Origin of the sequence: Streptomyces sp. Je 1-4 4N24 (genome assembly GCF_026239515.1) — a bacterium.
GTDB lineage: Bacteria > Actinomycetota > Actinomycetes > Streptomycetales > Streptomycetaceae > Streptomyces > Streptomyces nigrescens.
In genome coordinates this window covers 2,630,181-2,655,937 of the sequence record NZ_CP110836.1, presented here as the reverse complement: position 1 = coordinate 2,655,937, position 25,757 = coordinate 2,630,181, and the positions used below count along the sequence as shown (strand labels likewise).

Here is a 25,757-nt window from a genome sequence, read left to right as displayed (position 1 = left end):
AGGCAGCGGCTGTGATGCCTGGCCAGAATTGATTGCCAGGACTCTACGCGCGTTGCGCGGCCGTCGACCATCGTACTTTGATCCAACTTGTGCCGGTACGCACTGTTGGACCCCACGACGAGGACGAGTGTCGCCGAACCTCGTCGAAGGGTCCAGTCGAGCCCTTCCGATCAGGCAGAAGACGCCGCGTCCTGCCGTGTGCCGACCCGGTGGTCGGCCCGGCGCAGCAGCTCCTGCGGATCGTCGACCGGCGGGGAGATCCATGTCTCGTTGATGGCCCGCTTGAGCTCCTTGGCGAAGCCCTCGGGGCCCTCCCGCAGTGTCCGGTTCCAGCCGGCCGTGGCCACCGCGCCGGCCTCGCCGAGATCGAGACAAGTGCGGTACGGGGCGGGCGCGAAGTCCACCGGCGGCAGGCCGAGCAGACCGGCCGCGGCGTTGTGGCCCGCCACCTTGCCGAGCGGGATGGCGTGCTGACAGCTCTGCAGGACGGGGTGGTCGTCCTCGGCCAGGGCCGCGGCGGTGTCCCCGGCGGCGTAGAGGCCCTCGATGCCGCGCACCCGCAGCCCGCGGTCCACGGCGAGCCGCCCCAGCGCGTCCCGGGGCGCGGGGATCTGCGCGGTCAGTGCGCTCGCCCGCATCCCCGCGGTCCACACGGCCGTACGGGCCGGCACGGTGCTGCCGTCCGCGAGATGCACTGAGCCCGCGTCCAGACCGGTGACCATGGTGCCGAGACGCCGCTCGATGCCCAGCGTGTCCAGCGCCCGGGTGATCACCGGCCGGGCCGCTGCGCCGAGCCCCGCCCCGGCCACCGCCGCGCGCTCGACCAGCACCACCCGCACCTCGTCCGCCGCGCCGTACGGAGCCGCCTGCGCGCGCAGCCGGCCCACCAGCTCGGTGGCGATCTCCAGCCCGGTGAAACCGGCGCCGACCACCACCGCGGTCCAGCGCCCGGGCCCGGCCGGGGCCTCGCCCAGTCCCCGCAGATGCTTCTCCAGCCGGACCGCGGCCGGGAGGGTGTCGATGTCGTGCAGCAGGGCGGAGCCGGGCAGCTCGGGCCGCACCACCGCGCTCCCGGTGGCCAGGACGAGGCTCCGGTAGGCCACCTCGGTGCGGCTGCCGTCGGGCGTCAGGGCGGTGACCCGGCGCCGTCCGGTGTCCACGGCGGTCGCGGTGGCGGCGATCCGCCGCACCCCGGCCGGACCCAGCACCCGGTCGAGCGGCACCCGCATCCGGGCCGGATCGGCCTGGTAGAGGCGTGGGCGGAGGACCAGATCGGGGTCGGGGGTGAGCAGCGCCACGGAGCGTGCGCTCCCCTGTGTGCGCAGCAGCCGGGTCGCCGCGGCGGCGCTCCACAGACCGGCGAAACCGCCGCCCAAAACCAGGACATCAATCATCCGGATTCCCCTCCTGATGCTCCACGGGCCGGTCCCGGGGAGTGAATCCGGATACTACACATCCAGAATTCAATCAGGACACTGCCCATCCAGGTTCGGCGCGTGCAGTCCCCACGGGCGGAGCGTGGCTGATACTGGAGGAGTTATGGACATCGTCATCCTTGCTGTAGTCATCGCCGTGGTCGTGCTCGGCGCGATCAGCGGGCTCGTCGTCAGCGGCCGCAAGAAGAAGCAGCTGCCGCCGTCCCCGCCGGCTGCCCCGAAGCCCTCCGTTACCGCGCCCCCCGCCGAACCGCATGTCGGCGAGGAGGCCGAGACCCCCCGCGACGAAGAGCGTCGCACCATCGAAGAAGTCACGCTGCCCACCGCCGAGGCCCCCGTGGCCGAGGCACCGGCCGCCGAGCCCGAGGCGCCCGCCGCCCCGGCGATCGAGGTTCCCGAACCCACCGCGGGCCGGCTGGTCCGGCTGCGCGCCCGGCTCTCCCGCTCCCAGAACACCCTGGGCAAGGGCCTGCTGACCCTGCTCTCCCGTGAACACCTCGACGAGGAGACCTGGGAGGAGATCGAGGACACCCTGCTCACCGCCGACGTCGGCGTCGCCCCCACCCAGGAGCTGGTCGACCGGCTGCGCGAGCGGGTCAAGGTGCTCGGCACCCGCACCCCCGAAGGCCTGCGCGAGCTGCTGCGTGAGGAGCTCCTCGCCCTCATCGGCACGGACGCCGACCGCACCGTGCACACCGCCAACGGCATCGGCAACGGCGGCGACGAGATCCCCGGCGTCGTCATGGTCGTCGGCGTCAACGGCACCGGCAAGACCACCACCACCGGCAAGCTCGCCCGGGTCCTGGTCGCCGACGGCAAGTCCGTGGTCCTCGGCGCCGCCGACACCTTCCGCGCCGCGGCCGCCGACCAGCTCCAGACCTGGGGCGAGCGGGTCGGTGCCCGTACGGTCCGCGGACCCGAGGGCGGCGACCCCGCCTCCATCGCCTTCGACGCGGTGAAGGAAGGCATCGCCGAGACCGCCGATGTCGTCCTGATCGACACCGCGGGCCGGCTGCACACCAAGACCGGACTGATGGACGAGCTCGGCAAGGTCAAGCGGGTCGTCGAGAAGCACGGCCCGGTGGGCGAGGTGCTGCTCGTCCTGGACGCCACCACCGGCCAGAACGGCCTGGTCCAGGCCCGGGTGTTCGCCGAGGTCGTGGACATCACCGGAGTGGTGCTCACCAAGCTCGACGGCACCGCCAAGGGCGGCATCATCGTCGCCGTCCAGCGTGAGCTCGGGGTCCCCGTCAAGCTCATCGGCCTGGGCGAGGGGGCGGACGACCTGGCGCCCTTCGAGCCGCAGGCCTTCGTCGACGCCCTGATCGACTGACGCCGCCGCCAGGGCACCACGCCCGGACCGTCACCGGCCCCCGGACCCGCACACGGCGGGTACGGGGGCCGGTCCATGTCCGCCCGGCACCCTCCCGGCCCGGGTGGCCGGCCCCGCACCGCCTCGCCCGGGGACCCGTATGCCCTCCGGCGGACGAGAGCCGTGCCGCGCCGGCAGGAGGGCTCAGACCACCGAGCGGTTGCAGGCGTACGCCAGGGTGCCCACCATCAGCCGTGCCTGCGGCGGCCGGTCGGCGGTGTCCAGCGACGGCGGGCGCAGCCAGCGCATGGGGCCGTGGCCGCCGAGGTCGGAAGGGGGCGCGGTGAGGTGGTCGCCGGGGCCCAGGGGGCGCAGGTCGAGTGAGGCGTCGTCCCAGCCCATCCGGTAGAGCAGATCGGGGAGTTGCCCGGCCGCGCCGGGCGCGACGAAGAACAGCGCACGGCCGGTCGGGGTCACCACGACCGGGCCCAGCGGCAGACCCATCCGCTCCAGCCGCGCCAGCGCGTTGCGGCCCGCGGCCTCCGGCACGTCGAGGAGGTCGAACGACCGGCCCACCGGGAGGAGGATGGCGGCGCCCGGTGTCTCGGCCCACGCCACGGCGGCCTTTTCCCAGCCGGCACCGGCCGCCAGCTCCTCGCCGAAGGCCAGCGGATGCGCACCGGGGGAGGAGCAGTCGGCGGCGCCGCACGAGCAGTCCGTACGGCCGCTGCCCGCGCGCACCGCCCGGGCGCCGGGGACGACATCCCAGCCCCACAGTCCCGTGTACTCCGCCACCGCCGAGATCTCGGTCGAGCGGGCGCGGCGCCGGGAGCTGGAACGCATCTCTCGGATGCCGCCGATCGTGAAGCCCATGCCCCCTCCAACGGGTGGTGCGTGCCAGTGGTTACGAGTCGGCGGGTTGACGGTCCGGCGCCGTTCACGCTCCGCCGACGGCCCGTGGTGCGGTGGTGTGACGTGGTGTGCCAGGTGGTGCGGTGTGCCGCGTGAGCCCTTCTGCGCTTCGTTCCGCCCGGCGTTCTTCGGCCTGTGTCAAGTCAATCGCGAGAGCTGGGCGGGGAGTTCATTCGAAGGGGTGGCGAATGGTGGCGTTTCCCCGATCGCCCTCGCGGCGGGCGTGATCGTAGGATTACTTTCGGTGCGCGAACCCCGGAGAGGCACCCTTCGCACGGGTATGCCGGTGGCAACGCACAGGTCGAGCACAGGCCAAAAGGTGTGGCCGGAAACCGTGATCGGGTAGATGTACCCCGGACAGGCGTCGTAACCGACGGCGGCCTGTGGGTAGTTCGCGGCACGCACCAGACACTAGGCACCAAGCCAGCTATCGGGATGGGGGCTTCCAGTGGGCGGCAACGGCGGCACGGGCGGCACCGACGCCGTCAAGCAACCCAACGCGCAGTTGGGTTCATGGTTCATGCGCAGCGGCTGGTCCAAGGGCGAGCTGGCCCGGCAGGTCAACCGCCGGGCCCGTCAGATGGGCGCCCACCACATCAGCACCGACACCTCGCGGGTACGCCGCTGGCTCGACGGTGAGCAGCCGCGCGAGCCCATCCCGCGGATCCTGTCCGAGCTGTTCTCCGAACGCTTCGGCTGCGTGGTCGGCATCGAGGAGCTGGGCCTGCGCTCCGCGCACCAGTCCCCGTCCGTCTCCGGTGTGGACCTGCCCTGGGCCGGGGCCCAAACGGTCGGCCTCATCAGTGAGTTCTCCCGCAGCGACCTGATGCTGGCGCGCCGCGGCTACCTCGGCACCTCCCTCGCGCTCGCCGCCGGACCCAGCCTCATCGAGCCGATGCAGCGCTGGCTGGTCCCGGTGCCCGCGGGCCAGGGCGGCGCAGAGGAACCCGACCGCGCCCGCCGGCCCGCGCGGCTGTCCAAGCCGGAGCTGGATCTGCTGGAGTCGACGACCGCGATGTTCCGCCAGTGGGACGCGCAGTGCGGCGGCGGGCTGCGGCGCAAGGCGGTGGTCGGCCAGCTTCACGAGGTCACCGACCTCCTCCAGGAGCCGCAGCCCGAGCCGGTGGCCAAGCGGCTGTTCAAGGTCGCCGCCGAACTCGCCGAACTCGCCGGCTGGATGAGCTACGACATCGGCCTGCAGCCCACCGCGCAGAAGTACTTCGTGCTGGCGCTGCACGCCTCCAAGGAGGCCGGCGACCGGCCCCTGGGCTCGTACATCCTCTCCAGCATGAGCCGGCAGATGATCCACCTCGGCCGGCCCGACGACGCGCTGGAGCTGATCCACCTCGCCCAGTACGGCAGCCGTGAAACGGCCACCCCGCGCACCCAGGCCATGTTGTATGCGATGGAGGCCCGCGCCTACGCCGGTATGGGCCAGCCCAGCAAGGTCAAGCGGGCCGTCCGGATGGCCGAGGACACCTACTCCGACGTGCTGCCCGGCGAGCCCGAGCCGGACTGGATCCGCTTCTTCTCCGAGGCCGAGCTGAACGCCGAGAACGCCCACTCCTACCGCGACCTCGCCTATGTCGCCGGCCGCAGCCCCACCTACGCCTCGCTCGCCGAGCCCGTCATGCAGCGCGCCGTGGAGCTCTTCGGCAAGGACCCCGAGCACCAGCGTTCGTATGCGCTCAACCTGATCGGGATGGCCACCGTGCATCTGCTGCAGAAGGAGCCCGAGGCCTGCGCGGCGATGGCGCAGCAGGCGATCCCGCTCGCCCGGCAGGTCCGCTCCGAGCGGGTCAACACCCGGCTGCGCAAGACCGTCGACAACGCGGCCCGGGAATTCGGCGGCGTCGCCGAGGTGATCCGGCTCAGCGACGAGCTCAGCCGCCAGCTGCCCGAAACCGCGGAGGCCGTCTGACGGCACCCCACCCCAGAACACCGGCCGCGGCCACCGCCCCGTACAGCCCGACTCGGCTCCCCCATGCCAGGTCACGCGGGCGGCAGCCGCGGCCGGGCTCGCTTTTGCGCCTAAACCGGCGCCGCTTTCGCGGAGGTGGTGGGGCGTCGTGGAGGTTGCTCAATTGATGGTTTCTGTGGGTTGAACGGGTGGTGTCGGGCTGATCTGGGAGTTCATCGGGGCGTAACACGGGGGCCGTCTTCGTCACTGGGGTGAAACACCCGCAAGGTTTGGCCGAAACCACGCTGCGACAACCTCATCGCGAAGTCGGCCCATCAGAAACACGCCCGCACGGGCCGCATCGACGACGAGGAGACGCCGATGCCCCCAGGCATCCTGACGCTCGCAGCAGACAAGGCGACACTGAGCCCGGCCAACACCGGGTTCATGCTGATCTGCTCCGCATTGGTGATGGTCATGACACCCGGTCTCGCCTTCTTTTACGGCGGTATGGTCCGGGTCAAAAGCGTGCTCAACATGCTGATGATGAGCTTCATCAGCCTGGGCATCGTGACGATCTTGTGGGTCCTGTACGGCTTCGGACTCGCCTTCGGCACCGACAAGGGCGGCTTCATCGGCTGGGACGGCCACTTCGCCGGCCTCAGCGGGATCGGCCTGACGGAGCTGTGGGGCGCCACCACCATCCCGGTCTATGTCTTCGCGGTCTTCCAGCTGATGTTCGCGATCATCACGCCGGCGCTGATCAGCGGTGCGCTCGCCGACCGGGTGAAGTTCACCGCCTGGGCGCTGTTCATCGCCCTGTGGGTCACCCTCGTGTACTTCCCGGTCGCCCACTGGGTCTGGGGCGAGGGCGGCTGGCTGTTCGAGCTGCAGGTCATCGACTTCGCGGGCGGTACGGCCGTGCACATCAACGCCGGCGCAGCGGCGCTCGGCGTGCTCCTCGTCGTCGGCAAGCGCATCGGCTTCAAGAAGGACCCGATGCGGCCGCACAGCCTCCCCCTGGTGATGCTCGGCGCCGGTCTGCTGTGGTTCGGCTGGTTCGGCTTCAACGCCGGCTCCTGGCTCGGCAACGACGACGGCATCGGCGCGGTGGCCTTCGTCAACACCCAGGTCGCCACCGCCGCCGCGATGCTCGGCTGGCTGGTGTACGAAAAGCTCCGGCACGGCTCGTTCACCACGCTCGGCGCGGCCTCCGGCGCGGTCGCCGGACTCGTCGCGATCACCCCGGCCTGCGGCGCGGTCAGCCCGCTGGGCGCCATCGCGGTCGGTGCGATCGCCGGTGTGCTGTGCGCCATGGCCGTCAACCTGAAGTACAAGTTCGGCTACGACGACTCCCTCGACGTCATCGGCGTCCACCTCGTCGGCGGTGTCGCCGGATCGCTGCTGGTCGGCCTGTTCGCCACCGGCGGGGTGCAGAGCGAGGCCAAGGGCCTGTTCTACGGCGGCGGCTTCGATCAGCTCGGCAGGCAGGCCGTCGGTGTGGTCTGTGTGCTGCTGTACTCCCTGGTCGTCTCGTATGTCCTTGCCAAGGTGATCGACCTGGTGATGGGCTTCCGGGTCGGCGAGGACGAGGAAGTCGCCGGTATCGACCAGGCCGCGCACGCGGAGACCGCATACGACTTCACCGGCGCGGGCGGCGGTTCGATCGGCCGCAAGGGACCGGCACTCGGCGAGGCCCTGACAAAGAAGGTGGACGCGTGAAGCTCATCACGGCAGTAATCAAGCCGCACCGGCTGGACGAGGTGAAGGACGCCCTGCAGGCATTCGGTGTGCACGGCCTGACGATCACCGAGGCCAGCGGATACGGCAGGCAGCGCGGGCACACGGAGGTGTACCGCGGTGCCGAGTACACCGTCGACCTGGTCCCGAAGATCCGCATCGAGGTGCTGGTCGAGGACGCCGACGCCGAGGAACTGACCGACGTCATCGTCAAGGCGGCCCGCACCGGCAAGATCGGCGACGGCAAGGTCTGGAGCATCCCCGTCGACGACGCGGTACGGGTGCGGACCGGGGAGCGGGGGCCGGACGCCCTGTGAGGCGCCACGGCCGGGCTCCGGCTCCGGCCCCGGGCGGCTGTCCGCCGTCGGGGACCGGAGCCGGAGCCCGGCCGCCCGAGCGGCGGATGGCCGACCGGCCCGCAGCGGCACAGACTGAGCGTGCGGGCCCGGCCGGGACGGGGACGGCCGCACGGGGGCGACGGTGACGGCGGGGGACGACCACGACCAAGGAGCGCGCGAGGTGGCGGAAAGCGTCGAGGAAACGGCAGGACCGGCCGGAGCGCGGAGCCCGGGGAACACGCCCGCGCCGGAAGGGGGCTATCCGGCGGCCCGGCTGCGGCTCCTCCATGACGAGGCCCCCACCGGACCCGACCGCCGCGCCGCCCTCGCCCGGCTCACCGACGACTGGCTGGCCGGCCTGCTGGCCCGGCACGGCGCCGCCGCCGGCCTGTCCGGCACCGCCCTGGTGGCCGTCGGCGGCTACGGCCGCGGCGAGCTCTCCCCGCGCAGCGACCTCGACCTGCTCCTGCTGCACGACGGACGCGCCGAAGCCGGCGCCCTCGCCACGCTCGCCGACCACCTCTGGTACCCCGTCTGGGACCTCGGCCTCGCCCTCGACCACTCCGTACGCACCCCCGCCGAGGCCCGCAAAGCGGCCCGCGAGGACCTGAAGGTGCAGCTGGGCCTGCTCGACGCCCGCCACCTGGCCGGCGACCCCGACCTGACCGCCGCACTGCGTACCACCGCCTACGCCGACTGGCGCGAGAGCGCCCCCAAACGGCTCCCCGAACTCCACGACCTGTGCCAGGAGCGCGCCGAGCGGCAGGGCGAACTCCAATACCTCCTCGAACCCGATCTCAAGGAGGCCAGGGGCGGGCTGCGGGACGCCACCGCGCTCCGGGCCGTCGCCGCCTCCTGGCTCGCCGACGCCCCGCGCGGCGGCCTGGAAGCCGCCCGCACCCGGCTGCTCGACGCCCGCGACGCGCTCCACCTGACGACCGGCCGCGCCACCGACCGGCTCTCCCTCCAGGAACAGGACCAGGTCGCCACCGCCCTCGGCATGCTCGACGCGGACGCCCTGCTGCGGCAGACCTACGAATCCGCCCGCACCATCTCCTACGCGGCCGATGTCACCTGGCGCGAGGTCGGCCGGGTGCTGCGCGCCCGCTCCCTCAAGCCCATGCTGCGCGGGCTGCTGCACGGCCGTACCGCGGGCAAGGGCGAGCGCTCCCCGCTCGCCGAGGGCGTCGTCGAACTCGACGGCGAGGCGGTGCTGGCCCGCACCGCACGCCCCGAGCGCGACCCGGTCCTGGTGCTGCGCGCCGCGGCCGCCGCCGCCCAGGCCGGTCTGCCGCTGGCCACCCACGCGATCCGCCGCTGCGCCACGGCCACCGCCGCCAAGCCACTGCCCGTGCCCTGGCCCGCCGAGGCCCGCGAACAGCTGGTGACACTCCTGGGCGCCGGCACACACACCGTGCCCGTATGGGAGGCCCTGGAAGCCGAAGGCATCATCACGCGGCTGCTGCCCGACTGGGAGCGCGTCCGCTGCCGCCCCCAGCGCAACCCCGTCCACACCTGGACCGTCGACCGCCACCTGGTCGAGACCGCCGTACGGGCCTCCGCCCTGACCCGCCGGGTGCACCGCCCCGACCTGCTGCTGGTCGCCGCCCTGCTGCACGACATCGGCAAGGGCTGGCCCGGCGACCACTCGGTGGCCGGCGAGACCATCGCCCGCGATGTGGCGGCCCGGCTCGGCTTCGACGCCCGCGACACCACGGTGATCGCCACCCTCGTACGGCACCACCTGCTGCTCATCGAGACCGCCACCCGACGCGATCTGGACGACCCGGCGACCGTCGGCGCGGTCGCGGAGGCGGTCGGCAGCACCCGCACCCTGGAGCTGCTGCACGCCCTGACCGAGGCCGACGCGCTGGCCACCGGGCCCGCCGCCTGGAGCGCCTGGCGCGGCGGACTCGTCGCCGACCTGGTCAAACGGGTCGCCGCGCGGCTCGCGGGGGAGCCCGACACGGAGGTGCGCGGCGCCGGCGAGCCGACCGCGGAACAGGAACGGCTGGCGATCGAGGCCCGGCGCACCGGCGCCCCGGTCCTGGCCCTGCACGCGCGCGCCGAGGCCCCCACCGACGCCGACACCGGGCCGGAGGCACCGGCGCCCGCCCAGGAGCCGGTCGGTGTGGAACTGCTCATCGCCGTCCCTGCCCACCCGTCGCCCGGCCGCCGCCCCTCAACGAGCCCTGCGGGCGCCCCTCCGATGGGCGTCCTGCCCGCCGCGGCCGGGGTGCTGGCCCTGCACCGGCTCACCGTCCGCGCCGCCGACCTGCTCCTCCTCGACCCCATCGACGAGGGCCCGGTCCTGGTACTGAGCTGGCGGGTGGCCGCCGAATACGGATCGCTGCCGCAGGCCGACCGGCTGCGCGCCGACCTGCTCCGCGCCCTGGACGGCTCCCTCGACATCCCCGCCCGCCTCGCCGAACGCGAACGCGCCTACGCCCGCCGCTCCCGGGTCGTACTCGCCCCGCCACCCCGGGTCACCGTCGCCGGCGGCAGCTCCGACACCGCGACCGTCATCGAGGTCCGGGCCCAGGACGCCCACGGCCTGCTGCACCGCATCGGCCGCGCCCTGGAGACCGCCGGCGTCGCCGTCCGCAGCGCCCACATCAGCACCCTGGGCGCGAACGCGGTGGATGCGTTCTATGTCACGGGGGAGGACGGGGCACCCCTCACGGACGCCACGGCCCATGAGGTGGCGGCGGCCGTGGAGCGCGCCCTTCAGTAGCGGCCGGGAATCAGCGGCCGGGAATACAGGGCAGGAATGGTTTGCTTGCGGAGGCCGATACCCTAGAACCCGACTGGACCCCGCCCCCGACCCCGAGGATCGACGACCGCCGTGTTCGATACGCTTTCCGACCGCTTGGCGAGTACTTTCAAAAACCTCCGGGGCAAGGGCCGCCTGAGCGAGGCGGACATCGACGCCACGGCGCGCGAGATCCGGATCGCGCTCCTCGAGGCCGATGTCGCCCTGCCCGTCGTCCGCGCCTTCATCAAGCAGGTCAAGGAGCGGGCCACCGGCTCGGAGGTCTCGCAGGCGCTGAATCCCGCCCAGCAGGTCATCAAGATCGTCAACGAGGAGCTCATCGGCATCCTCGGCGGCGAGACCCGCCGGCTGCGGTTCGCCAAGACCCCGCCGACCGTGATCATGCTGGCCGGTCTGCAGGGTGCCGGTAAGACCACCCTCGCCGGAAAGCTCGGCCGCTGGCTCAAGGGCCAGGGCCACGCCCCGATGCTGGTCGCCTGTGACCTCCAGCGCCCCAACGCCGTCAACCAGCTCTCCGTCGTCGCCGAGCGCGCCGGTGTGGCGATCTTCGCGCCGGAGCCCGGCAACGGCGTCGGCGACCCGGTCCAGGTCGCGAAGGACTCCATCGAGTACGCCCGCGGCAAGCAGCACGACGTCGTCATCGTCGACACCGCCGGCCGTCTGGGCATCGACCAGGAGCTGATGCAGCAGGCCGCGGACATCCGCGACGCGGTCAGCCCCGACGAGGTCCTCTTCGTCGTCGACGCGATGATCGGTCAGGACGCGGTCAACACCGCCGAGGCGTTCCGCGACGGCGTCGGCTTCGACGGTGTGGTGCTCTCCAAGCTCGACGGTGACGCCCGTGGTGGTGCCGCGCTGTCCATCGCGCATGTCACCGGCAAGCAGATCATGTTCGCCTCCAACGGCGAGAAGCTGGACGACTTCGACGCGTTCCACCCGGACCGCATGGCGTCCCGCATCCTCGGCATGGGCGACATGCTCTCGCTCATCGAGAAGGCCGAGCAGACCTTCAGCCAGGCCGAGGCCGAGAAGATGGCGGCCAAGCTGGCGAAGGGCCCCAAGGAGTTCACCCTCGACGACTTCCTGGCCCAGATGGAGCAGGTCCGCAAGATGGGCTCCATCTCCAAGCTGCTCGGCATGCTGCCCGGCATGGGGCAGATGAAGGACCAGATCAACAACCTCGACGAGCGCGAGGTCGACCGCACCGCCGCCATCATCAAGTCGATGACCCCGGCCGAGCGCCAGGAGCCGACGATCATCAACGGCTCGCGCCGGGCCCGGATCGCCAAGGGCTCCGGTGTCGACGTCAGCGCGGTCAAGGGTCTCGTCGAGCGGTTCTTCGACGCCCGCAAGATGATGTCGAAGATGGCCCAGGGCGGCGGCATGCCCGGGATGCCCGGCATGCCGGGGATGCCTGGCATGGGCGGTGGCGCCCGCAAGAAGAAGCAGGTCAAGCAGGCCAAGGGCAAGCGCAAGAGCGGTAACCCGATGAAGCGCAAGGCCGAGGAGGAGGCCGCGGCCGCACGCCGCGAGGCCGCCCAGTCCGGCAACCCGCTGGGCCTGCCCCAGGGCGGCCAGGACCCGCAGAACTTCGAACTCCCCGAGGAGTTCAAGAAGTTCATGGGCTGACCCCCCACAGCTCCACTTCGCGAGCCCCTGGCCTCACACCGTGGCCGGGGGCTCGCGCATGCCGGGGGCGAGCTTCTGCACCCGCCCCCCGCTACCTGGTCCGCGCGATCAGATAGCGGAACACATTCGGCATCCACACCGTCCCGTCCGCCCGCTGATACGGATGCAGCGCCTCCGCGAGCTCCTTCTCCACCTGGCGCTGCTCGGCCGCCTCCAGCGCCGCGTCGAACAGCCCCGTCGACAACAGCCCCCGCACCGCACTCGCCGGATCCGCATACCCGAACGGGCAGGACACCCGCCCCGAACCGTCCGGCCGCAGCCCGGCCCGGTCCGCCAGGTCCTCCAGGTCGTCCCGTCCGCTGGGCCGCCACCCGGCGGAGCCGACGACGTAATCGCCCGGGGAGTCGGCCAGCCGCTGCGCCACCCGCAGCACCCCGGCCGTGGCACACCGCTCCACCGGACCCCAGCCGCCCAGCACCACCGCGCTGCCGCGCTCCGCCAGCCCGGCCGCCGCCGTGAGCGACGCCGTCAGCCCCTCGACCGTGCTCACACAGCCCACCGGGTGGAACGCCGTGACCACATTGAACGCGGCGTCCCCGGGCGCCGCGGCCTCCAGACCGCCGCTGACCACCCGGGTGTGCTCCGGCATACCGTCCGGCGTGAGCCGCTCACGCGCCAGCTCCAGCCGGGACTCATCCGCATCCACCCCGCTGACCTGCGCGCCGCGCGCCGCCGCGAGCAGCAGCGCCAGACCGGACCCACAGCCCAGCCCCAGCAGCCGGGTACCGGGACCGACCCCCAGGCGGTCGTATGCGGCTTCGTACAGCGGCACCAGCATCCGCTCCTGGATCTCGGCCCAGTCGCGGGTGCGCGCCCGCGACCGGGCCGGAGCGGGCGGGTCGTCGCAGCGCGTGGATCCGGAGTGCGGAAGCTGGTGCCGCACGAGCGTCGGTGACATCGATAGCGCCCCTATTCGCCGAGAACCCGAAGCTGTTCCGTACCGATCGCCCCCGTGTTCGCGCGTGGTGCGCCCCCGCAATCCAGACAACTGCGCATTCGCCCAAGCGTCCAGGGGATGCGCCGGGGTTGTCTCCCGCGCGCCCCCGTGTGCGCCGGGCCCGCTCCCTGGAGCGCCGTTCCAGGGTGCCCCGGCCGACGTCGTTCCGCCACGGCAACGCCCGCCACCCGGACGTCCGGACGTCCGCGCCCACCGGGTCTACGGTGGGGTCCGAGCCGGTGCGGACGGGCACAGGAACGCCCCGTACCATCGCCGCGAAGATCGTTGCCCCGGTATACGACCGGCTACGCCATGCGGCGTACGCGGGGATACGTACCGGCTTGAGGGCTGCTGGGCGCCTTCTGCGCAGATCTGCGCACCCCGCCCTCGGCACGACTCATGACCAGAAACTGACTGGTACGTGCAAATTATTTGAGATGCCCCGGAATCGGAACACTCGGCGACCCCGGCTCGTTGTCACGACGTGAGCACGACACCGCCTGTCCTCGCCGCCGAACTGGCGCTCGCCTGGGCCGATATTCAACGGCACCACCCCGAGCTGCCGGATCTGGCCGCGCCCGAGTCCCTGATCGGAGAGTCCTCGTCCGCCTGTGGCGCGGAGCTCTCCTTCGAACGGCTGCTCCATGAGGCAGTCCATGGCATCGCCGCCGCCCGCGGCGTCCGCGACACCTCCCGTGCAGGCCGCTACCACAACCGCCGATTCCTGGCGATCGCCGAGGAGTTGGGCCTGGACCATATCGACGAGCCGCACCCCAGCAGCGGCTTCTCCCTGGTCACGCTCAACCCCGAAGCCAGGAGGCGCTACCGCTCCACCATCGAACGCCTCGCCAGAGCCCTCAAGGCGCACACCGCCGCCACCGCCACCGACACCGCCCGCAGCTTCCGCGGCCCCGCCGCCCGGCACGGCTCCTCCGGAGGCGGCGTCCGCGTCAAGGCCGTCTGCGACTGCGGGCGCAACGTCCGCGTCGTGCCGTCCGTGCTCGCCCAGGCGCCGATCGTCTGCGGTGGCTGCGGCAAGCCCTTCCGTATCCCCGAGGTGGCCGCGGTCGGCTGACCCGGGGGCGTGTGGCACAATGGCTAGCTGTACTCGACAGTCGCATAGGACCCCTCTCTCCTCCGGCTGACGCGTCCATCGGGCACCCCGAGTACCGCAACCCCACGTGGCATCCCGTTGTGCCCCACCACGTCAAGACCAGGAGACACCACTCCCGTGGCAGTCAAGATCAAGCTGAAGCGTCTGGGCAAGATCCGCGCGCCTCACTACCGCATCGTCATCGCCGACTCCCGTACCCGCCGTGACGGCCGGGCCATCGAGGAGATCGGTCTGTACCACCCGGTGCAGAACCCCTCGCGCATCGAGGTCGACTCCGAGCGTGTCCAGTACTGGCTGGGTGTCGGCGCGCAGCCGACCGAGCCCGTCATGGCCATCCTCAAGGTCACCGGCGACTGGCAGAAGTTCAAGGGCCTGCCCGCCCCGGCGCCGATGAAGGTCGCCGAGCCGAAGGCCGACAAGCGCGCCCTCTTCGAGGCCGCTGCCAAGGCTTCCGGCGACGAGCCGAAGGGTGAGGCCATCACCCCGAAGGCGAAGAAGGCTGACAAGAAGGCGGACGAGGCTGCGGCCGAGTCCACCTCCGAGTCGACCGAGGCCTGAGCATGCTCGAGGAAGCCCTCGAGCACCTCGTCAAGGGCATCGTCGACAACCCCGATGACGTGCAGGTAGCCTCGCGCACCCTGCGCCGCGGGCGCGTACTCGAGGTCCGGGTCCACCCCGACGACCTCGGTAAGGTGATCGGCCGTAACGGCCGGACCGCCCGCGCGCTGCGGACCGTCGTGGGCGCCATCGGCGGCCGTGGTATCCGCGTCGACCTCGTCGACGTGGACCAGGTCCGCTGACAAGTTGAACACCGGCTCGGGCCGGGGAGGGCCCTCGGGCCGTCCCCGGCCCGAGTTCGTTGGCGATCGTTGATCCACGACCGCCACCATTCATTGAGGAACCACAACGGTCCTCGGCCACCTCCGCGACAGCGGCGGCGGTTCAGCCGCAAAAAGGGGAGTAGACAGCGTGCAGTTGGTAGTGGCGCGAATCGGCCGCGCCCACGGCATCAAGGGCGAGGTCACGGTAGAGGTGCGCACCGACGAGCCCGAACTGCGGCTCGGCCCGGGTGCCGTCCTCGCCACCGAACCGTCCTCCGTCGGACCGCTGACCATCGCGACCGGCCGGGTGCACAGCGGCCGGCTGCTGCTGCGCTTCGAGGGCGTCGCGGACCGTACGGCCGCCGAGGCGCTGCGCAACACCCTGCTGATCGCGGAGGTCGACCCCGAGGAAGTCCCCGAGGACCCCGAGGAGTTCTACGACCACCAGCTGATCGACCTCGATGTCGTCACCCGCGACGGCACCGACGTCGGCCGGATCTCCGAGGTCTCCCACCTGCCCTACCAGGACCTGCTGATCGTCCAGCGGCCCGACGGCAGCGAGGTCATGATCCCGTTCGTCGCCGAAATCGTCCCGGAGATCGACCTCGGGGAGCAGCGCGCGGTCATCGACCCGCCGCCCGGCCTCCTCGACGACAGCCAGGCCGAGATCGCCGGCAGCCGCGGGGACAGCTGATGCGGCTCGATGTCGTCACGATCTTCCCCGAGTACCTCGAGCCGCTGAACGTCTCCCTCGTCGGCAAGGCCCGCGCCCGCGGACAGCTCGATGTGCGCATTCACGACCTGCGCGAATGGGCCCACGACAAGCACCACACCGTCGATGACACCCCCTACGGCGGCGGCCCCGGCATGGTCATGAAGCCCGAGCCGTGGGGCGAGGCGCTCGACGAGATCCTCGCGTCCGGTGACGGGGAGCCGGTGATCGTGGTCCCCACCCCCAGCGGCGCCCCGTTCACCCAGCAGCTCGCCGTCGAACTCTCCGCCAAGCCCTGGCTGGTGTTCACCCCGGCCCGCTACGAAGGCATCGACCGCCGCGTCATCGAGGAGTACGGCGACCGCGTCGACGTCCGCGAGGTCTCCATCGGCGACTACGTCCTGGCCGGCGGCGAGGCACCGGTCCTGGTCATGGTCGAGGCGGTGGCCCGGCTGCTGCCCGGCGTCCTCGGCAACGCCGCCTCCCACCAGGACGACTCCTTCGCCCCCGGCGCGATGGCCGACCTCCTGGAAGGCCCCGTCTACACCAAGCCCCCGGAGTGGCGCGGCCGCGGTATCCCCGAGGTCCTGCTCAGCGGCCACCACGGCAAGATCGCCCGCTGGCGCCGGGACGAGGCCTTCCGCCGCACGGACCGCAACCGCCCCGATCTGATCGAGCGCGCCGACCCCGCCGCGTTCGACAAACATGACCGCGCGATGCTCGATGCCCTGGGCTGGTCGGAGGGTGACGACGGCCGATTTGGGCGGACGAGTGGGGCCGTGGAAGAATAGGCCGCTGCTGTGTGCGTCCGGCGCGCGCCCCTGCCACAGGGGGAACGACGCCCGCCCGACGGAACGGCATCCGAAACATCCTTCCCATATCCCGTTGATGACCTGTGGCATCAGCGAAGAAAGCAGTAGGTCATGCACCTTCTCGACTCCGTCGACGCCGCCTCGAAGCGCAGCGACATCCCGGCCTTCCGCCCGGGTGACACCGTCAACGTCCACGTCCGCGTCATCGAGGGCAACCGCTCCCGTGTGCAGCAGTTCAAGGGCGTTGTCATCCGCCGTCAGGGCGCCGGCGTCCGCGAGACCTTCACGGTCCGCAAGGTCAGCTTCTCCGTCGGCGTCGAGCGCACCTTCCCGGTGCACACCCCGATCGTCGAGAAGATCGAGGTCGTGACCCGCGGTGACGTCCGTCGCGCCAAGCTGTACTTCCTGCGCGAGCTCCGCGGCAAGGCCGCGAAGATCAAGGAGAAGCGCGACAACTGAGCCGGGCCGTCCCGGGGCACGATTTTTTGCGCCGGGGCAACGCAAACCCCCGCTCGCGTAGGGCGCCCGGACCCGGCCGGATAGGCTCAGGGCCCGATGGACACCGACGCACAGCTCACGGAGCGCGACCCCTCTCCCACCCCCGACCAGGGGCCGGAGCAGGGGTCGCGCTCCGCGCGTTTCCGCACCCGTGCGGCCGGTCTGCGCCACCGGCCGGCCACCCTGCTCGCGCTCTGCCTGGTCTTTGTGCTGCTCCTCAGCGCGTTCATCGCCCAGCCCTTCCTGATCCCCAGCTCCTCCATGGAGAACACCCTGCAGATCGGTGACCGGGTGCTGGTCAACAAGCTGGCGTACCGTTTCGGCAGCGATCCGGAGCGGGGCGATGTGGTGGTGTTCGACGGCACCGGGTCCTTCGTTCACAGGGAGCAGGGGGAGAATCCCGTCACGGGACTGGTGCGCGGCGCCGGAGCGGCGCTGGGCCTGGCCCGGCCCGCCGAGACCGACTACGTCAAGCGTGTGATCGGCATCGGCGGTGACCATGTGACCTGCTGCGACAAACGGGGGCGGATCGAAGTGAACGGTGAGCCCGTGAGCGAGGCGTATCTCCACCCCGGGGACGCGCCGTCCTCGGTGGATTTCGACATCGTGGTGCCGGAGGGCCGGCTGTGGGTCATGGGGGACCACCGCGCCAGATCCAGCGATTCCCGCGACCACCTCGGCCAGCCGGGCGGCGGCACGGTCCCCGTCGACAAGGTCATCGGCCGCGCGGACCTGATCACCTGGCCGGTGAGCCGCTGGCGCACCTTCGACGCCCCAGGAGCCTTCGACCGGATACCCGCCGCGGCAGGCCCCCATGGGTAGCCGCGGACGCCCCCGCCACGGGAGTCCGGGCACCGGCCGGCCGAAGCGGAGCCGGGCGCAGGGCACCGACCGGCCGGCGCGGGGCGGGGATGCCCCGTACGGAGATGCCCCGTACGGCGACTCCGGGGGGCGGGGCGGCGGTGCCCCGTACGGAGGTGCCCAGTACGGCGACTCCGGGGGGCGGGGCGGCGATGCCCCGTACGGCGACTCCACTGCGCGCGGCGGCCCTCAGAACGCGGCCGGGCACGGCGGCCGGCGGTCGGCCCGCACCGCGACCGGCGGGCGTGCCGAGCGGCGGCGCCAGGCGAAGCGCATCAAGCGCCGCAGGCAACGCTCCTACCTGAAGGAAATCCCGATCCTCGTCGGCGTGGCGCTGGCCATCGCCCTCGTCCTGAAGACCTTCCTCGTCCAGGCCTTCGTCATCCCGTCCGGCTCCATGGAGCAGACGATCAAGATCGGCGACCGGGTGCTGGTCGACAAGCTGACGCCGTGGTTCGGCTCCAAGCCGGAGCGCGGTGACGTCGTCGTCTTCAAGGACCCCGGAGGCTGGCTCAAGGGCGAGCAGATCAAGCCCGATGCCGACGGGGGCGCCTTTCAGCCGGTCAATGACGCCATGACCTTCATCGGGCTGCTGCCGTCGGCCGATGAACAGGACCTGATCAAGCGGGTCGTGGCGGTCGGCGGCGACACCGTCAAGTGCTGTGACAAGCAGGGCCGGGTCACCGTCAACGGCGTACCGCTGACCGAACCGTATGTCCATCCGGGCAACCCGCCCTCCACACTGAAGTTCACGGTGGCCGTCCCCACCGGCCGGATCTTCGTGATGGGCGACCACCGCTCTGACTCCGCGGATTCGCGCTTCCACTTGGACGAGCCGTACCGTGGCACGGTCTCGGAGGACAATGTCGTGGGCCGGGCCGTCGTGATCGCCTGGCCGTTCAGCCACTGGCGGCGCCTCGAAGAGCCGGACACCTTCACGACCGTGCGCGACGCGCCGGGCGCCAAGGCGTCCTCGGCAGGTACGCCGCATAAGGTGTCATCCGAGAGTTTGTCCGTACTCCCGACCCCTGCGGAACTCCCGCTCGTTATGGGAGTGGTGGGCCTGCACCGGTTGACGGGCGGGCGAGTGCGTGGAGTGAGGAGCAGATGTGGGGGACTTGGCGGTCGGCGCGCGGTCCGGAACCGAAGAGCCCGAAGAGCCGGCAGGGCGTGGTGAGACCGCGGGAGCGGCGACGAGTTCCGTGCATCAGTCACCAGCACAGTCAGGGGCACAGTCGCAGCGTTCGGCCCCGGCCGACGCATCGGACACATCCGGCACGTTGGACAGGCCGGCGGGCGAGGAGGTGAGCGGCGGCATGAAGAAGGCCAAGAAGCCGCGTGCCTTCTGGAAGGAGCTGCCGATCCTCATCGGTATCGCTCTGCTCCTGGCGCTGCTGATCAAGACGTTCCTGGTGCAGGCGTTCTCGATCCCGTCCGACTCGATGCAGGACACCCTGCAGCGCGGGGACCGGGTACTGGTCGACAAGCTGACGCCGTGGTTCGGCTCCAAGCCGGAGCGCGGCGAGGTCGTGGTCTTCCACGATCCGGGCGGCTGGCTGAACGAGACGCCGACCCCCGAGCCCAACCCCGTCCAGAAGGTCCTCAGCTTCATCGGACTGATGCCTTCGGCCGAGGAGAAGGACCTGATCAAGCGGGTCATCGCGGTCGGCGGCGACACCGTCGAGTGCCACGGCACCGGCCCGGTCAAGGTCAACGGCAAGCCCCTCAAGGAAGACTCGTACATCTTCCCCGGTGTCACCCCCTGCGGTGACCGCGCGTTCGGCCCGATCCACGTCCCCAAGGGGCGGATCTGGGTGATGGGTGACCACCGTGACGACTCCCTCGACTCGCGCTACCACCAGAACCTCAAGGGCAACGGCACGGTCTCGGAGGACGAGGTCGTCGGCCGGGCGTTCACCATCGCGTGGCCGATCAACCGCTGGTCGACCCTGCCGGTACCGGACACCTTCGACCAGCCCGGGATCAACAAGGCGATGGGGGTGGCTCCGGCCGCCCTGGGCCTGGCCGGCGCGGTGCCGATCGTGCTGTGGCGCCGCCGGAGGCTGACCGGAGCGCGTAACCCCAGGTAAGGTGCCGTCCCGGATCTTCGACGCGGGCTGGGTCCGCGGGGTGGGAGCGCTGGGATGAGCAGCAGTACCGAACGCAGGACCGACGGCCGCGGCCGGACCACGGGCAGCGTGCTGTCCGGTCTGGCCGTGGCCGTCGGCTGTGTGCTGTTCCTGGGCGGCTTCGTATGGGGGGCGCTGATCTACCGCCCCTATACGGTGCCGACCGACTCGATGTCGCCGACCATCGCGGCCGGTGCCCGGGTCCTGGCCGAGAGAGTGGAAGGCTCCGAGATACGCCGCGGCGATGTCGTCGTCTTCAAGGACTCCGTCTGGGGCGATATGCCGATGGTCAAGCGCGTCGTCGGCGTCGGCGGCGACAAGGTCACCTGCTGCACCAAGCAGGGTCTGCTGACGGTCAACGGAACCCCCGTCGAAGAACCGTATCTGCAGGGCAGCGGGCCCGCCTCACCCGTCGGTTTCAAGGCCAAGGTCCCCGCCGGACAGCTCTTCCTGCTCGGCGACCACCGCAATGACTCCCTCGACTCCCGCGTCCACCTCACCGACAGCGACCACGGCTCGGTGCCGCGCAGCGCCGTCAATGCCCGGGTCGACGCGCGCGCCTGGCCGCTCGGCAGCGTGGGGGTGATGCAGCGCCCGACCAGCTTCTCCGATCTCCCCGGCGGTATCTCGCAGCCCGGCCCGGTGCAGCCCATCACCCTCGCCGTGGTCGCCGGTGCGGTCCTCATCCTTGCCGGTGCGGCCTACGGTCCCGTCGCCCGACGTACGGCGCGCAAGCGTGGCTGAGGGACGGGCGCGGGGACGGGGCGCCGAGGAGCCCGCGGGGCGCGGGGCGGCGGCCGGCGTCGGGCCCGACGGGGTCCGGGCGGCCGCTGAGGAGACCTCGGAGCGCCGTGCGACGGCCGGCGGGCGAGAGGCGGCGGCCGCCGACGCAACGGAGACGACCACCGTGCGCCAGGTCTCGCGCGTCGTGCTGCTCGACCCCGACGACCGGATCCTGCTGCTCCACGGCTTCGAACCGGACCACCCCACCGACACCTGGTGGTTCACCCCCGGCGGCGGCCTCGAAGGCACGGAAAGCCGCGAGGAGGCGGCCCGCCGCGAGCTCGCCGAGGAGACCGGCATCACCGACGTCGTCCTCGGCCCCGTCCTGTGGAAGCGTCACTGCGCCTTCCCGTTCGACGGGCGGCGCTGGGAGCAGGATGAGTGGTACTACCTGGGAAGAACCGACCGGACTGCCACCCACACCGGCGGGCAGACGGACCTGGAGCGACGCAGCGTCTCGGGACTGCGGTGGTGGACTTCGGAGGAACTGTCCGCATCCCATGAGACGGTGTATCCGACCAGACTCGCCGAGCTGCTGCGCACGCTGCTCGACGAAGGGCCCCCCGATGCGCCGGTGCTCCTGGAGACCGACCGGGTCTGACGCACAATGGGGGGACGCACGGCTGAAGGGGATCTGCCATGAGCGCCGAGGACCTCGAGAAGTACGAGACCGAGATGGAGCTGAAGCTCTACCGGGAGTACCGCGACGTCGTCGGGCTGTTCAAATATGTGATCGAGACCGAGCGTCGCTTCTACCTCACCAATGATTACGAGATGCAGGTGCACTCGGTCCAGGGCGAGGTCTTTTTCGAGGTGTCGATGGCCGACGCCTGGGTCTGGGACATGTATCGCCCGGCCCGCTTCGTCAAGCAGGTGAGGGTACTCACGTTCAAGGACGTGAATATCGAGGAGCTCAACAAGAGCGATCTGGATCTTCCGGGGAGCTGAGGCAGCCGGGGGCTGCGGTGTGGCCGGCCCCGGGGCCGGTCCACCGTGACCCGGACGGGTGAGCGGGTTATCCACAACCGGCTCACTGTCCACCAAGATCCAACAGATCGTGTCGGGGGCGTCACAGTCGGTGCCGGAGGTGGTACCGCATGAACGCCATGCAGGCCGGCCGGCAGGCCGGGAAGAACGCACCGATCACGGAGGCTCCGCCGAGGACGCGCTCGGCCAGGGACCGGAACGCGGCACGGGCGACGAGCTCGATGAGCGGGCCGGACGAGGAGCTCGGACCGGGCTCGACCAGCGGACGGGACGAGGCGCCCGGGCCGGGCTCGACGCGTGGGCGGGACGGGACGCCCGGGTCTGCCTCGACGCGTGGTTATGACGAGGCGCGAATCGGCTCCGGCCCGGTCGGCAAAGCGAAGCCCGGCACGGGACCGGGGCAGGCCGCGAAGGTCACGCCGGCCAACTGCCGCAAGAGCGGAGCGCCGCCCCCAGGACGTAAGCCCCCCGCGGCCGAGCGGACCGCAGTCGGGCCACCGGGCGCCGACCCGACAGGTACCGGCCCCACGGCCGCCGGACCGGCCGACACCCGGCGCCGCGCCCTCGGCCGCTACGGCGAAGACCTGGCCGCCCGGCGGCTCATCGAGGCCGGAATGCGGATCCTGGACCGGAACTGGCGCTGCCGCGACGGAGAGATCGACATCGTCGCGGCCGACGGCGACGCCTTGGTGGTCTGCGAGGTCAAAACCCGCCGCGCCGGCTGGTACGAACACCCCATGGCGGCCGTACGCCCCGAGAAGACCGCCCGGCTGCGGCTGCTGGCGGAACGCTGGCTGGAGCGACACGGTGGCCCGCCACCCGGCGGCGTACGGATCGATGTCATCGGCGTCCTGCTGCCCGCCCGCGGCGCCCCGGTCGTCCAGCACGCACGAGGGGTGGCCTGATGGGATTCGCCCGCACCTGCTCCGTCGCCCTGGTGGGCGTCGAGGGCGTCGTCGTCGAGGTCCAGGCCGACCTGGAACCCGGCGTCGCCGCCTTCACCCTCGTCGGGCTCCCCGACAAGAGCCTCATCGAGTCCCGGGAGCGGGTGCGCGCCGCCGTCGTGAATTCCGGCGCCGAATGGCCGCAGAAGAAGCTCACCGTCGGCCTCAGCCCGGCCTCCGTACCCAAGGGCGGCAGCGGCTTCGACCTGGCCGTGGCCTGCGCGGTCCTCGGCGCCGCCGAGCGCCTGGACCCCCGCGAACTCACCGACCTGATGATGATCGGCGAACTGGGTCTGGACGGCCGCGTCCGCCCCGTACGCGGAGTGCTGCCCGCCGTACTCGCCGCCGCCGACGCCGGATACCGCCAGGTCGTCGTACCGGAACAGACCGTTGCCGAGGCCTCGCTCGTCCCCGGCATCTCCGTCCTCGGCGTCCGCACCCTGCGCCAGCTCATCGCCGTCCTCGCCGACGAACCGGTGCCCGACGAGGAAGACCCGCGGGACGAAGGCCGCCCCGACCCCTCGCTCGCCGGGCTGGTCGTGCCCGGAACCGGCGTCGGTGCGGGCCTGCCACCCGGGGACCACACACCCGACCTCGCCGACGTCGCAGGCCAGCACAGCGCCCGCCGCGCCCTGGAAGTAGCCGCCGCCGGACGCCACCACATCTTCTTCAAAGGCCCGCCCGGCGCCGGCAAAACCATGCTCGCCGAACGCCTCCCCGGACTGCTGCCACCCCTGTCACCCAAGGAATCCCTGGAGGTCACCGCCGTCCACTCGGTGGCCGGCACCCTCCCACCGGGCCAACCGCTCGTCCACCGGCCGCCCTACTGCGCCCCGCACCACTCCGCGACGATGGCCTCCCTCGTCGGCGGCGGCACCGGACTGCCCCGCCCCGGCGCCGTATCCCTCGCCCACCACGGCGTGCTGTTCGTGGACGAGGCCGCGGAGTGCAGCCCACGCGTCCTGGACGCACTGCGCCAGCCACTGGAGTCCGGCCACGTCGTCGTCGCCCGCGCCGCGGGCATGATGCGCATGCCCGCCCGCATCCTCCTCGCCCTGGCTGCCAACCCCTGCCCCTGCGGACGGCATGGCACCACCGGCGGCGGCTGCGAATGCCGGCCGTCGACCATCCGCCGCTACCGGGCCAGGCTCTCCGGGCCCCTGATGGACCGGGTGGACCTGCGGATCGCCGTGGAACCGGTCTCCCGCGCCGAACTGATCGCACTCGGCCGCGGAGCCGAAACCACCGCGGCCGTGGCCGAACGCGTACGGACCGCCCGTGAACGCGCCGCGGCCCGCTTCGCCGGCACACCGTGGCACACCAACAGCGAGGTCCCCGGGCACGAGATGCGCACCCGCTGGCAGGTCCACCCCGGTGCACTCGCCCAAGCGGAACGCGACCTCGAATGCGGCCTCCTCACCGCCCGCGGCCTCGACCGTGTCCTCCGCGTCGCCTGGACGGCCGCCGACCTGGCCGGCCGCGACCGCCCCACCAGGGAAGACGTCAACTGGGCCCTGGAACTCCGCACCGGCGTACGCCGCGGCGCGCTGACGGCGGCCGACGGGGGCGGAGACCGCCACGAGACCGCGACCGCCCGGCCGCCGCACGAGCAGAGGTGACCATGAACGGGATCGACGCATGGGGCTTCGCCACCGACGGGCCGGAGTCGGCCGGGAAACACCGGGACCGCACACCCGACCCGACGGCCGGGCCGGGCCACGCCATGACCACGACGACCGGACCCCACACCGCCGCCGACCCCCGGCCCGCCGCAGACGAGGCACCCGGCCCACAGCGCACCGCCCGCGCGGCCCTCACCCGCATCCTCGAACCGGGCGACGAAACCACCGGCCGCTGGCTGCGCGAGATGGGCCCGGAGGCCCTGTGGCACACCCTGTCCGACGACGATGCGCACCTGCCCACGGGCGCTAGCCCTACCAAGATCGCGGGCCTGCGGCTGCGCGCCACCCGGGCACACCCCACCGCGGACCTCGACGCCGTCACCGCGCTCGGCGGCCGGTTCATCTGCCCGGGGGACGACGAATGGCCCGGCCAGCTCGACGACCTCGGCGACGCCCGCCCCATCGGCCTGTGGGTGCGCGGGACGGCCAACCTCAGACTGTGGGCGCTGCGCTCGGTCGCCGTCGTCGGCGCCCGTGCCTGCACCGAATACGGCGCCCACCTCGCCGCCACCCTCAGCGCCGGACTCGCCGACCGCGGCTGGACCGTCGTCTCCGGCGCCGCCTACGGCGTGGACGGCGCCGCCCACCGCGGCACGCTCGCCGCGGACGGCGCGACCATCGCCGTCATGGCCTCCGGAGTCGACCACCCCTACCCGCGCGGCCACACCGAGTTGATCGGCCGGATCGCCGGACAGGGCCTGGTGGTAGCTGAGTTACCTCCCGGCGACCACCCCACCCGCAGCCGTTTCATCCAGCGCAACCGCGTGATTGCCGCACTCACCAGAGGCACCGTCGTCGTAGAGGCCGAACTCCGCAGCGGCTCACTCGTCACCGCCCGGCGGGCGCAGAACCTCGGGCGCTTCACGATGGGCATGCCGGGCCCGGTCACCAGCGGCCTGTCCGCCGGGGTACATCAACTCCTGCGCGGCGAGGCCGCGGTGGTCACCGACGCCGACGAGGTCATCGAGCTCGTCGGCAGCATCGGCGACCTCGCTCCCGAACGACAAGGGCAGACCCGTATCCGCGACCTCCTGGACCCCGTCGCGGCCCTTGTACTCGAGGCGCTGCCCGCGCGCGGCACCGCGGACACCGGCCATCTGGCCCAGGAAGCCGGCACGCCCCGCGATGTCACCCGGGCCAAACTCTTCGAGCTGCTGTCCCTCGGATTCGTTCAAAGGTGCGGTGACCGCTGGGAGTTGACGCGACGCGCCGAGACGACCGGGGGTTCCCGGCGAGGCGGTACTTGACCTGGGGCGAACGGGTGAAAGGGTGAGGGGAATGACCGCAGAATCCAGGTTTGCCGTGCTTCGTGGCACGGGCCCGACCCGTGAGGAGACGGCGATGTGGCGCAGGGGACGCACGAGGCCCTGCCCGTCA

Annotated in this window: 23 protein-coding genes and 1 pseudogene; 21 read left to right on the top strand and 3 right to left on the bottom strand. The window is 71.9% G+C overall.

What is annotated here, in order from left to right:
- Positions 1-170: 170 nt before the first annotated feature.
- Positions 171-1,394 (bottom strand): NAD(P)/FAD-dependent oxidoreductase, encoded by a 1,224-nt coding sequence (locus SLV14N_RS11170; protein ID WP_208680801.1) that lies wholly within the window; start codon positions 1,392-1,394, stop codon positions 171-173.
- Between the two features lie 145 nt (positions 1,395-1,539).
- Here SLV14N_RS11170 and ftsY point away from each other — a divergent pair, with 145 nt between their 5' ends.
- The gene (ftsY, locus tag SLV14N_RS11165; RefSeq protein WP_127153216.1) at positions 1,540-2,769 is read left to right on the top strand and encodes a signal recognition particle-docking protein FtsY; all 1,230 of its coding nucleotides are present in this window, start codon (positions 1,540-1,542) and stop codon (positions 2,767-2,769) included.
- A 183-nt stretch (positions 2,770-2,952) separates the two neighbouring features.
- Here the strand turns inward: ftsY and SLV14N_RS11160 are convergent, their stop codons facing one another.
- Positions 2,953-3,621, bottom strand: a complete 669-nt coding sequence (locus SLV14N_RS11160; protein WP_208680800.1) for a bifunctional DNA primase/polymerase — start codon at positions 3,619-3,621, stop codon at positions 2,953-2,955.
- A gap of 559 nt (positions 3,622-4,180) precedes the next feature.
- Here SLV14N_RS11160 and SLV14N_RS11155 point away from each other — a divergent pair.
- From SLV14N_RS11155 to ffh, 5 genes are all read left to right on the top strand, one after another.
- Positions 4,181-5,581, top strand: a complete 1,401-nt coding sequence (locus SLV14N_RS11155) for a hypothetical protein (RefSeq protein ID WP_259670742.1) — start codon at positions 4,181-4,183, stop codon at positions 5,579-5,581.
- A 360-nt stretch (positions 5,582-5,941) separates the two neighbouring features.
- A complete protein-coding gene (locus tag SLV14N_RS11150) occupies positions 5,942-7,282 on the top strand; it encodes an ammonium transporter (RefSeq protein ID WP_208680798.1) in 1,341 nt (446 codons plus the stop codon).
- On the top strand, positions 7,279-7,617 hold the full coding sequence (locus tag SLV14N_RS11145; protein ID WP_018087155.1) for a P-II family nitrogen regulator: 339 nt from the start codon (positions 7,279-7,281) through the stop codon (positions 7,615-7,617). The genes SLV14N_RS11150 and SLV14N_RS11145 overlap by 4 nt, the downstream gene beginning before the upstream one ends.
- A gap of 202 nt (positions 7,618-7,819) precedes the next feature.
- Positions 7,820-10,372, top strand: coding sequence for a [protein-PII] uridylyltransferase (locus SLV14N_RS11140; RefSeq protein ID WP_208680797.1), 2,553 nt, complete (start codon positions 7,820-7,822; stop codon positions 10,370-10,372).
- Positions 10,373-10,483: 111 nt separating this feature from the next.
- Positions 10,484-12,040: a signal recognition particle protein gene (gene ffh / locus SLV14N_RS11135; protein ID WP_208680796.1), complete on the top strand. Its 1,557-nt coding sequence runs from the start codon at positions 10,484-10,486 to the stop codon at positions 12,038-12,040.
- Positions 12,041-12,131: 91 nt separating this feature from the next.
- On the opposite strand, the gene SLV14N_RS11130 is transcribed toward ffh, so the two are convergent.
- Positions 12,132-12,998, bottom strand: a complete 867-nt coding sequence (locus SLV14N_RS11130) for a methyltransferase domain-containing protein (RefSeq protein WP_208680795.1) — start codon at positions 12,996-12,998, stop codon at positions 12,132-12,134.
- Positions 12,999-13,521: 523 nt separating this feature from the next.
- On the opposite strand from SLV14N_RS11130, the gene SLV14N_RS11125 reads away from it, so the two are divergent.
- From SLV14N_RS11125 to dprA, 15 genes and pseudogenes are all read left to right on the top strand, one after another.
- Positions 13,522-14,112 (top strand): hypothetical protein, encoded by a 591-nt coding sequence (locus tag SLV14N_RS11125; RefSeq protein ID WP_018087151.1) that lies wholly within the window; start codon positions 13,522-13,524, stop codon positions 14,110-14,112.
- Positions 14,113-14,268: 156 nt separating this feature from the next.
- A complete protein-coding gene (rpsP, locus tag SLV14N_RS11120) occupies positions 14,269-14,709 on the top strand; it encodes a 30S ribosomal protein S16 (protein ID WP_006602842.1) in 441 nt (146 codons plus the stop codon).
- A gap of 2 nt (positions 14,710-14,711) precedes the next feature.
- Complete coding sequence (locus SLV14N_RS11115; protein WP_003980229.1) at positions 14,712-14,951, top strand: RNA-binding protein; 240 nt, start codon at positions 14,712-14,714, stop codon at positions 14,949-14,951.
- A gap of 169 nt (positions 14,952-15,120) precedes the next feature.
- Positions 15,121-15,666, top strand: coding sequence for a ribosome maturation factor RimM (gene rimM / locus SLV14N_RS11110; RefSeq protein ID WP_263269203.1), 546 nt, complete (start codon positions 15,121-15,123; stop codon positions 15,664-15,666).
- A complete protein-coding gene (gene trmD / locus SLV14N_RS11105) occupies positions 15,666-16,475 on the top strand; it encodes a tRNA (guanosine(37)-N1)-methyltransferase TrmD (protein ID WP_208680793.1) in 810 nt (269 codons plus the stop codon). Before rimM ends, trmD begins: the two co-directional genes overlap by 1 nt.
- A gap of 132 nt (positions 16,476-16,607) precedes the next feature.
- Positions 16,608-16,955: a 50S ribosomal protein L19 gene (gene rplS / locus SLV14N_RS11100; protein WP_018087148.1), complete on the top strand. Its 348-nt coding sequence runs from the start codon at positions 16,608-16,610 to the stop codon at positions 16,953-16,955.
- A 96-nt stretch (positions 16,956-17,051) separates the two neighbouring features.
- Entirely contained in the window at positions 17,052-17,816 is a 765-nt protein-coding gene (gene lepB / locus SLV14N_RS11095) for a signal peptidase I (RefSeq protein WP_208680792.1), read from the top strand.
- Entirely contained in the window at positions 17,809-19,032 is a 1,224-nt protein-coding gene (gene lepB, locus SLV14N_RS11090; protein ID WP_263269201.1) for a signal peptidase I, read from the top strand. The genes lepB (SLV14N_RS11095) and lepB (SLV14N_RS11090) overlap by 8 nt, the downstream gene beginning before the upstream one ends.
- Positions 18,974-19,945, top strand: coding sequence for a signal peptidase I (gene lepB / locus SLV14N_RS11085; protein ID WP_208687817.1), 972 nt, complete (start codon positions 18,974-18,976; stop codon positions 19,943-19,945). Before lepB (SLV14N_RS11090) ends, lepB (SLV14N_RS11085) begins: the two co-directional genes overlap by 59 nt.
- A 54-nt stretch (positions 19,946-19,999) precedes the next feature.
- Complete coding sequence (gene lepB, locus SLV14N_RS11080) at positions 20,000-20,728, top strand: signal peptidase I (protein ID WP_208680790.1); 729 nt, start codon at positions 20,000-20,002, stop codon at positions 20,726-20,728.
- Between the two features lie 163 nt (positions 20,729-20,891).
- On the top strand, positions 20,892-21,368 hold the full coding sequence (locus SLV14N_RS11075) for an NUDIX hydrolase (RefSeq protein ID WP_263273098.1): 477 nt from the start codon (positions 20,892-20,894) through the stop codon (positions 21,366-21,368).
- A gap of 38 nt (positions 21,369-21,406) precedes the next feature.
- Complete coding sequence (locus tag SLV14N_RS11070; RefSeq protein WP_003980220.1) at positions 21,407-21,715, top strand: DUF2469 domain-containing protein; 309 nt, start codon at positions 21,407-21,409, stop codon at positions 21,713-21,715.
- Positions 21,716-22,314: 599 nt separating this feature from the next.
- Positions 22,315-22,659 (top strand): annotated as a pseudogene (locus tag SLV14N_RS38800) (YraN family protein); the annotation flags it as partial.
- Positions 22,659-24,317, top strand: coding sequence for a YifB family Mg chelatase-like AAA ATPase (locus SLV14N_RS11060; protein WP_208680789.1), 1,659 nt, complete (start codon positions 22,659-22,661; stop codon positions 24,315-24,317). The pseudogene SLV14N_RS38800 and the gene SLV14N_RS11060, both read left to right, overlap by 1 nt.
- A 2-nt stretch (positions 24,318-24,319) precedes the next feature.
- The gene (gene dprA, locus SLV14N_RS11055) at positions 24,320-25,627 is read left to right on the top strand and encodes a DNA-processing protein DprA (RefSeq protein WP_263269199.1); all 1,308 of its coding nucleotides are present in this window, start codon (positions 24,320-24,322) and stop codon (positions 25,625-25,627) included.
- Positions 25,628-25,757: the final 130 nt, after the last annotated feature.

What these genes read in the sequence shown, in the direction of transcription:
- dprA (WP_263269199.1), top strand. Translation starts at nt 24,320, where the DNA reads ATGAACGGGATCGACGCATGGGGCTTCGCCACCGACGGGCCGGAGTCG.
- trmD (WP_208680793.1), top strand. Translation starts at nt 15,666, where the DNA reads ATGCGGCTCGATGTCGTCACGATCTTCCCCGAGTACCTCGAGCCGCTG.
- lepB (WP_263269201.1), top strand. Translation starts at nt 17,809, where the DNA reads ATGGGTAGCCGCGGACGCCCCCGCCACGGGAGTCCGGGCACCGGCCGG.
- SLV14N_RS11070 (WP_003980220.1), top strand. Translation starts at nt 21,407, where the DNA reads ATGAGCGCCGAGGACCTCGAGAAGTACGAGACCGAGATGGAGCTGAAG.
- SLV14N_RS11130 (WP_208680795.1), bottom strand. Translation starts at nt 12,998, where the DNA reads ATGTCACCGACGCTCGTGCGGCACCAGCTTCCGCACTCCGGATCCACG.
- SLV14N_RS11150 (WP_208680798.1), top strand. Translation starts at nt 5,942, where the DNA reads ATGCCCCCAGGCATCCTGACGCTCGCAGCAGACAAGGCGACACTGAGC.
- SLV14N_RS11060 (WP_208680789.1), top strand. Translation starts at nt 22,659, where the DNA reads ATGGGATTCGCCCGCACCTGCTCCGTCGCCCTGGTGGGCGTCGAGGGC.
- SLV14N_RS11170 (WP_208680801.1), bottom strand. Translation starts at nt 1,394, where the DNA reads ATGATTGATGTCCTGGTTTTGGGCGGCGGTTTCGCCGGTCTGTGGAGC.
- SLV14N_RS11115 (WP_003980229.1), top strand. Translation starts at nt 14,712, where the DNA reads ATGCTCGAGGAAGCCCTCGAGCACCTCGTCAAGGGCATCGTCGACAAC.
- lepB (WP_208680792.1), top strand. Translation starts at nt 17,052, where the DNA reads ATGGACACCGACGCACAGCTCACGGAGCGCGACCCCTCTCCCACCCCC.
- rplS (WP_018087148.1), top strand. Translation starts at nt 16,608, where the DNA reads ATGCACCTTCTCGACTCCGTCGACGCCGCCTCGAAGCGCAGCGACATC.
- lepB (WP_208680790.1), top strand. Translation starts at nt 20,000, where the DNA reads ATGAGCAGCAGTACCGAACGCAGGACCGACGGCCGCGGCCGGACCACG.
- SLV14N_RS11155 (WP_259670742.1), top strand. Translation starts at nt 4,181, where the DNA reads ATGCGCAGCGGCTGGTCCAAGGGCGAGCTGGCCCGGCAGGTCAACCGC.
- ftsY (WP_127153216.1), top strand. Translation starts at nt 1,540, where the DNA reads ATGGACATCGTCATCCTTGCTGTAGTCATCGCCGTGGTCGTGCTCGGC.
- SLV14N_RS11160 (WP_208680800.1), bottom strand. Translation starts at nt 3,621, where the DNA reads ATGGGCTTCACGATCGGCGGCATCCGAGAGATGCGTTCCAGCTCCCGG.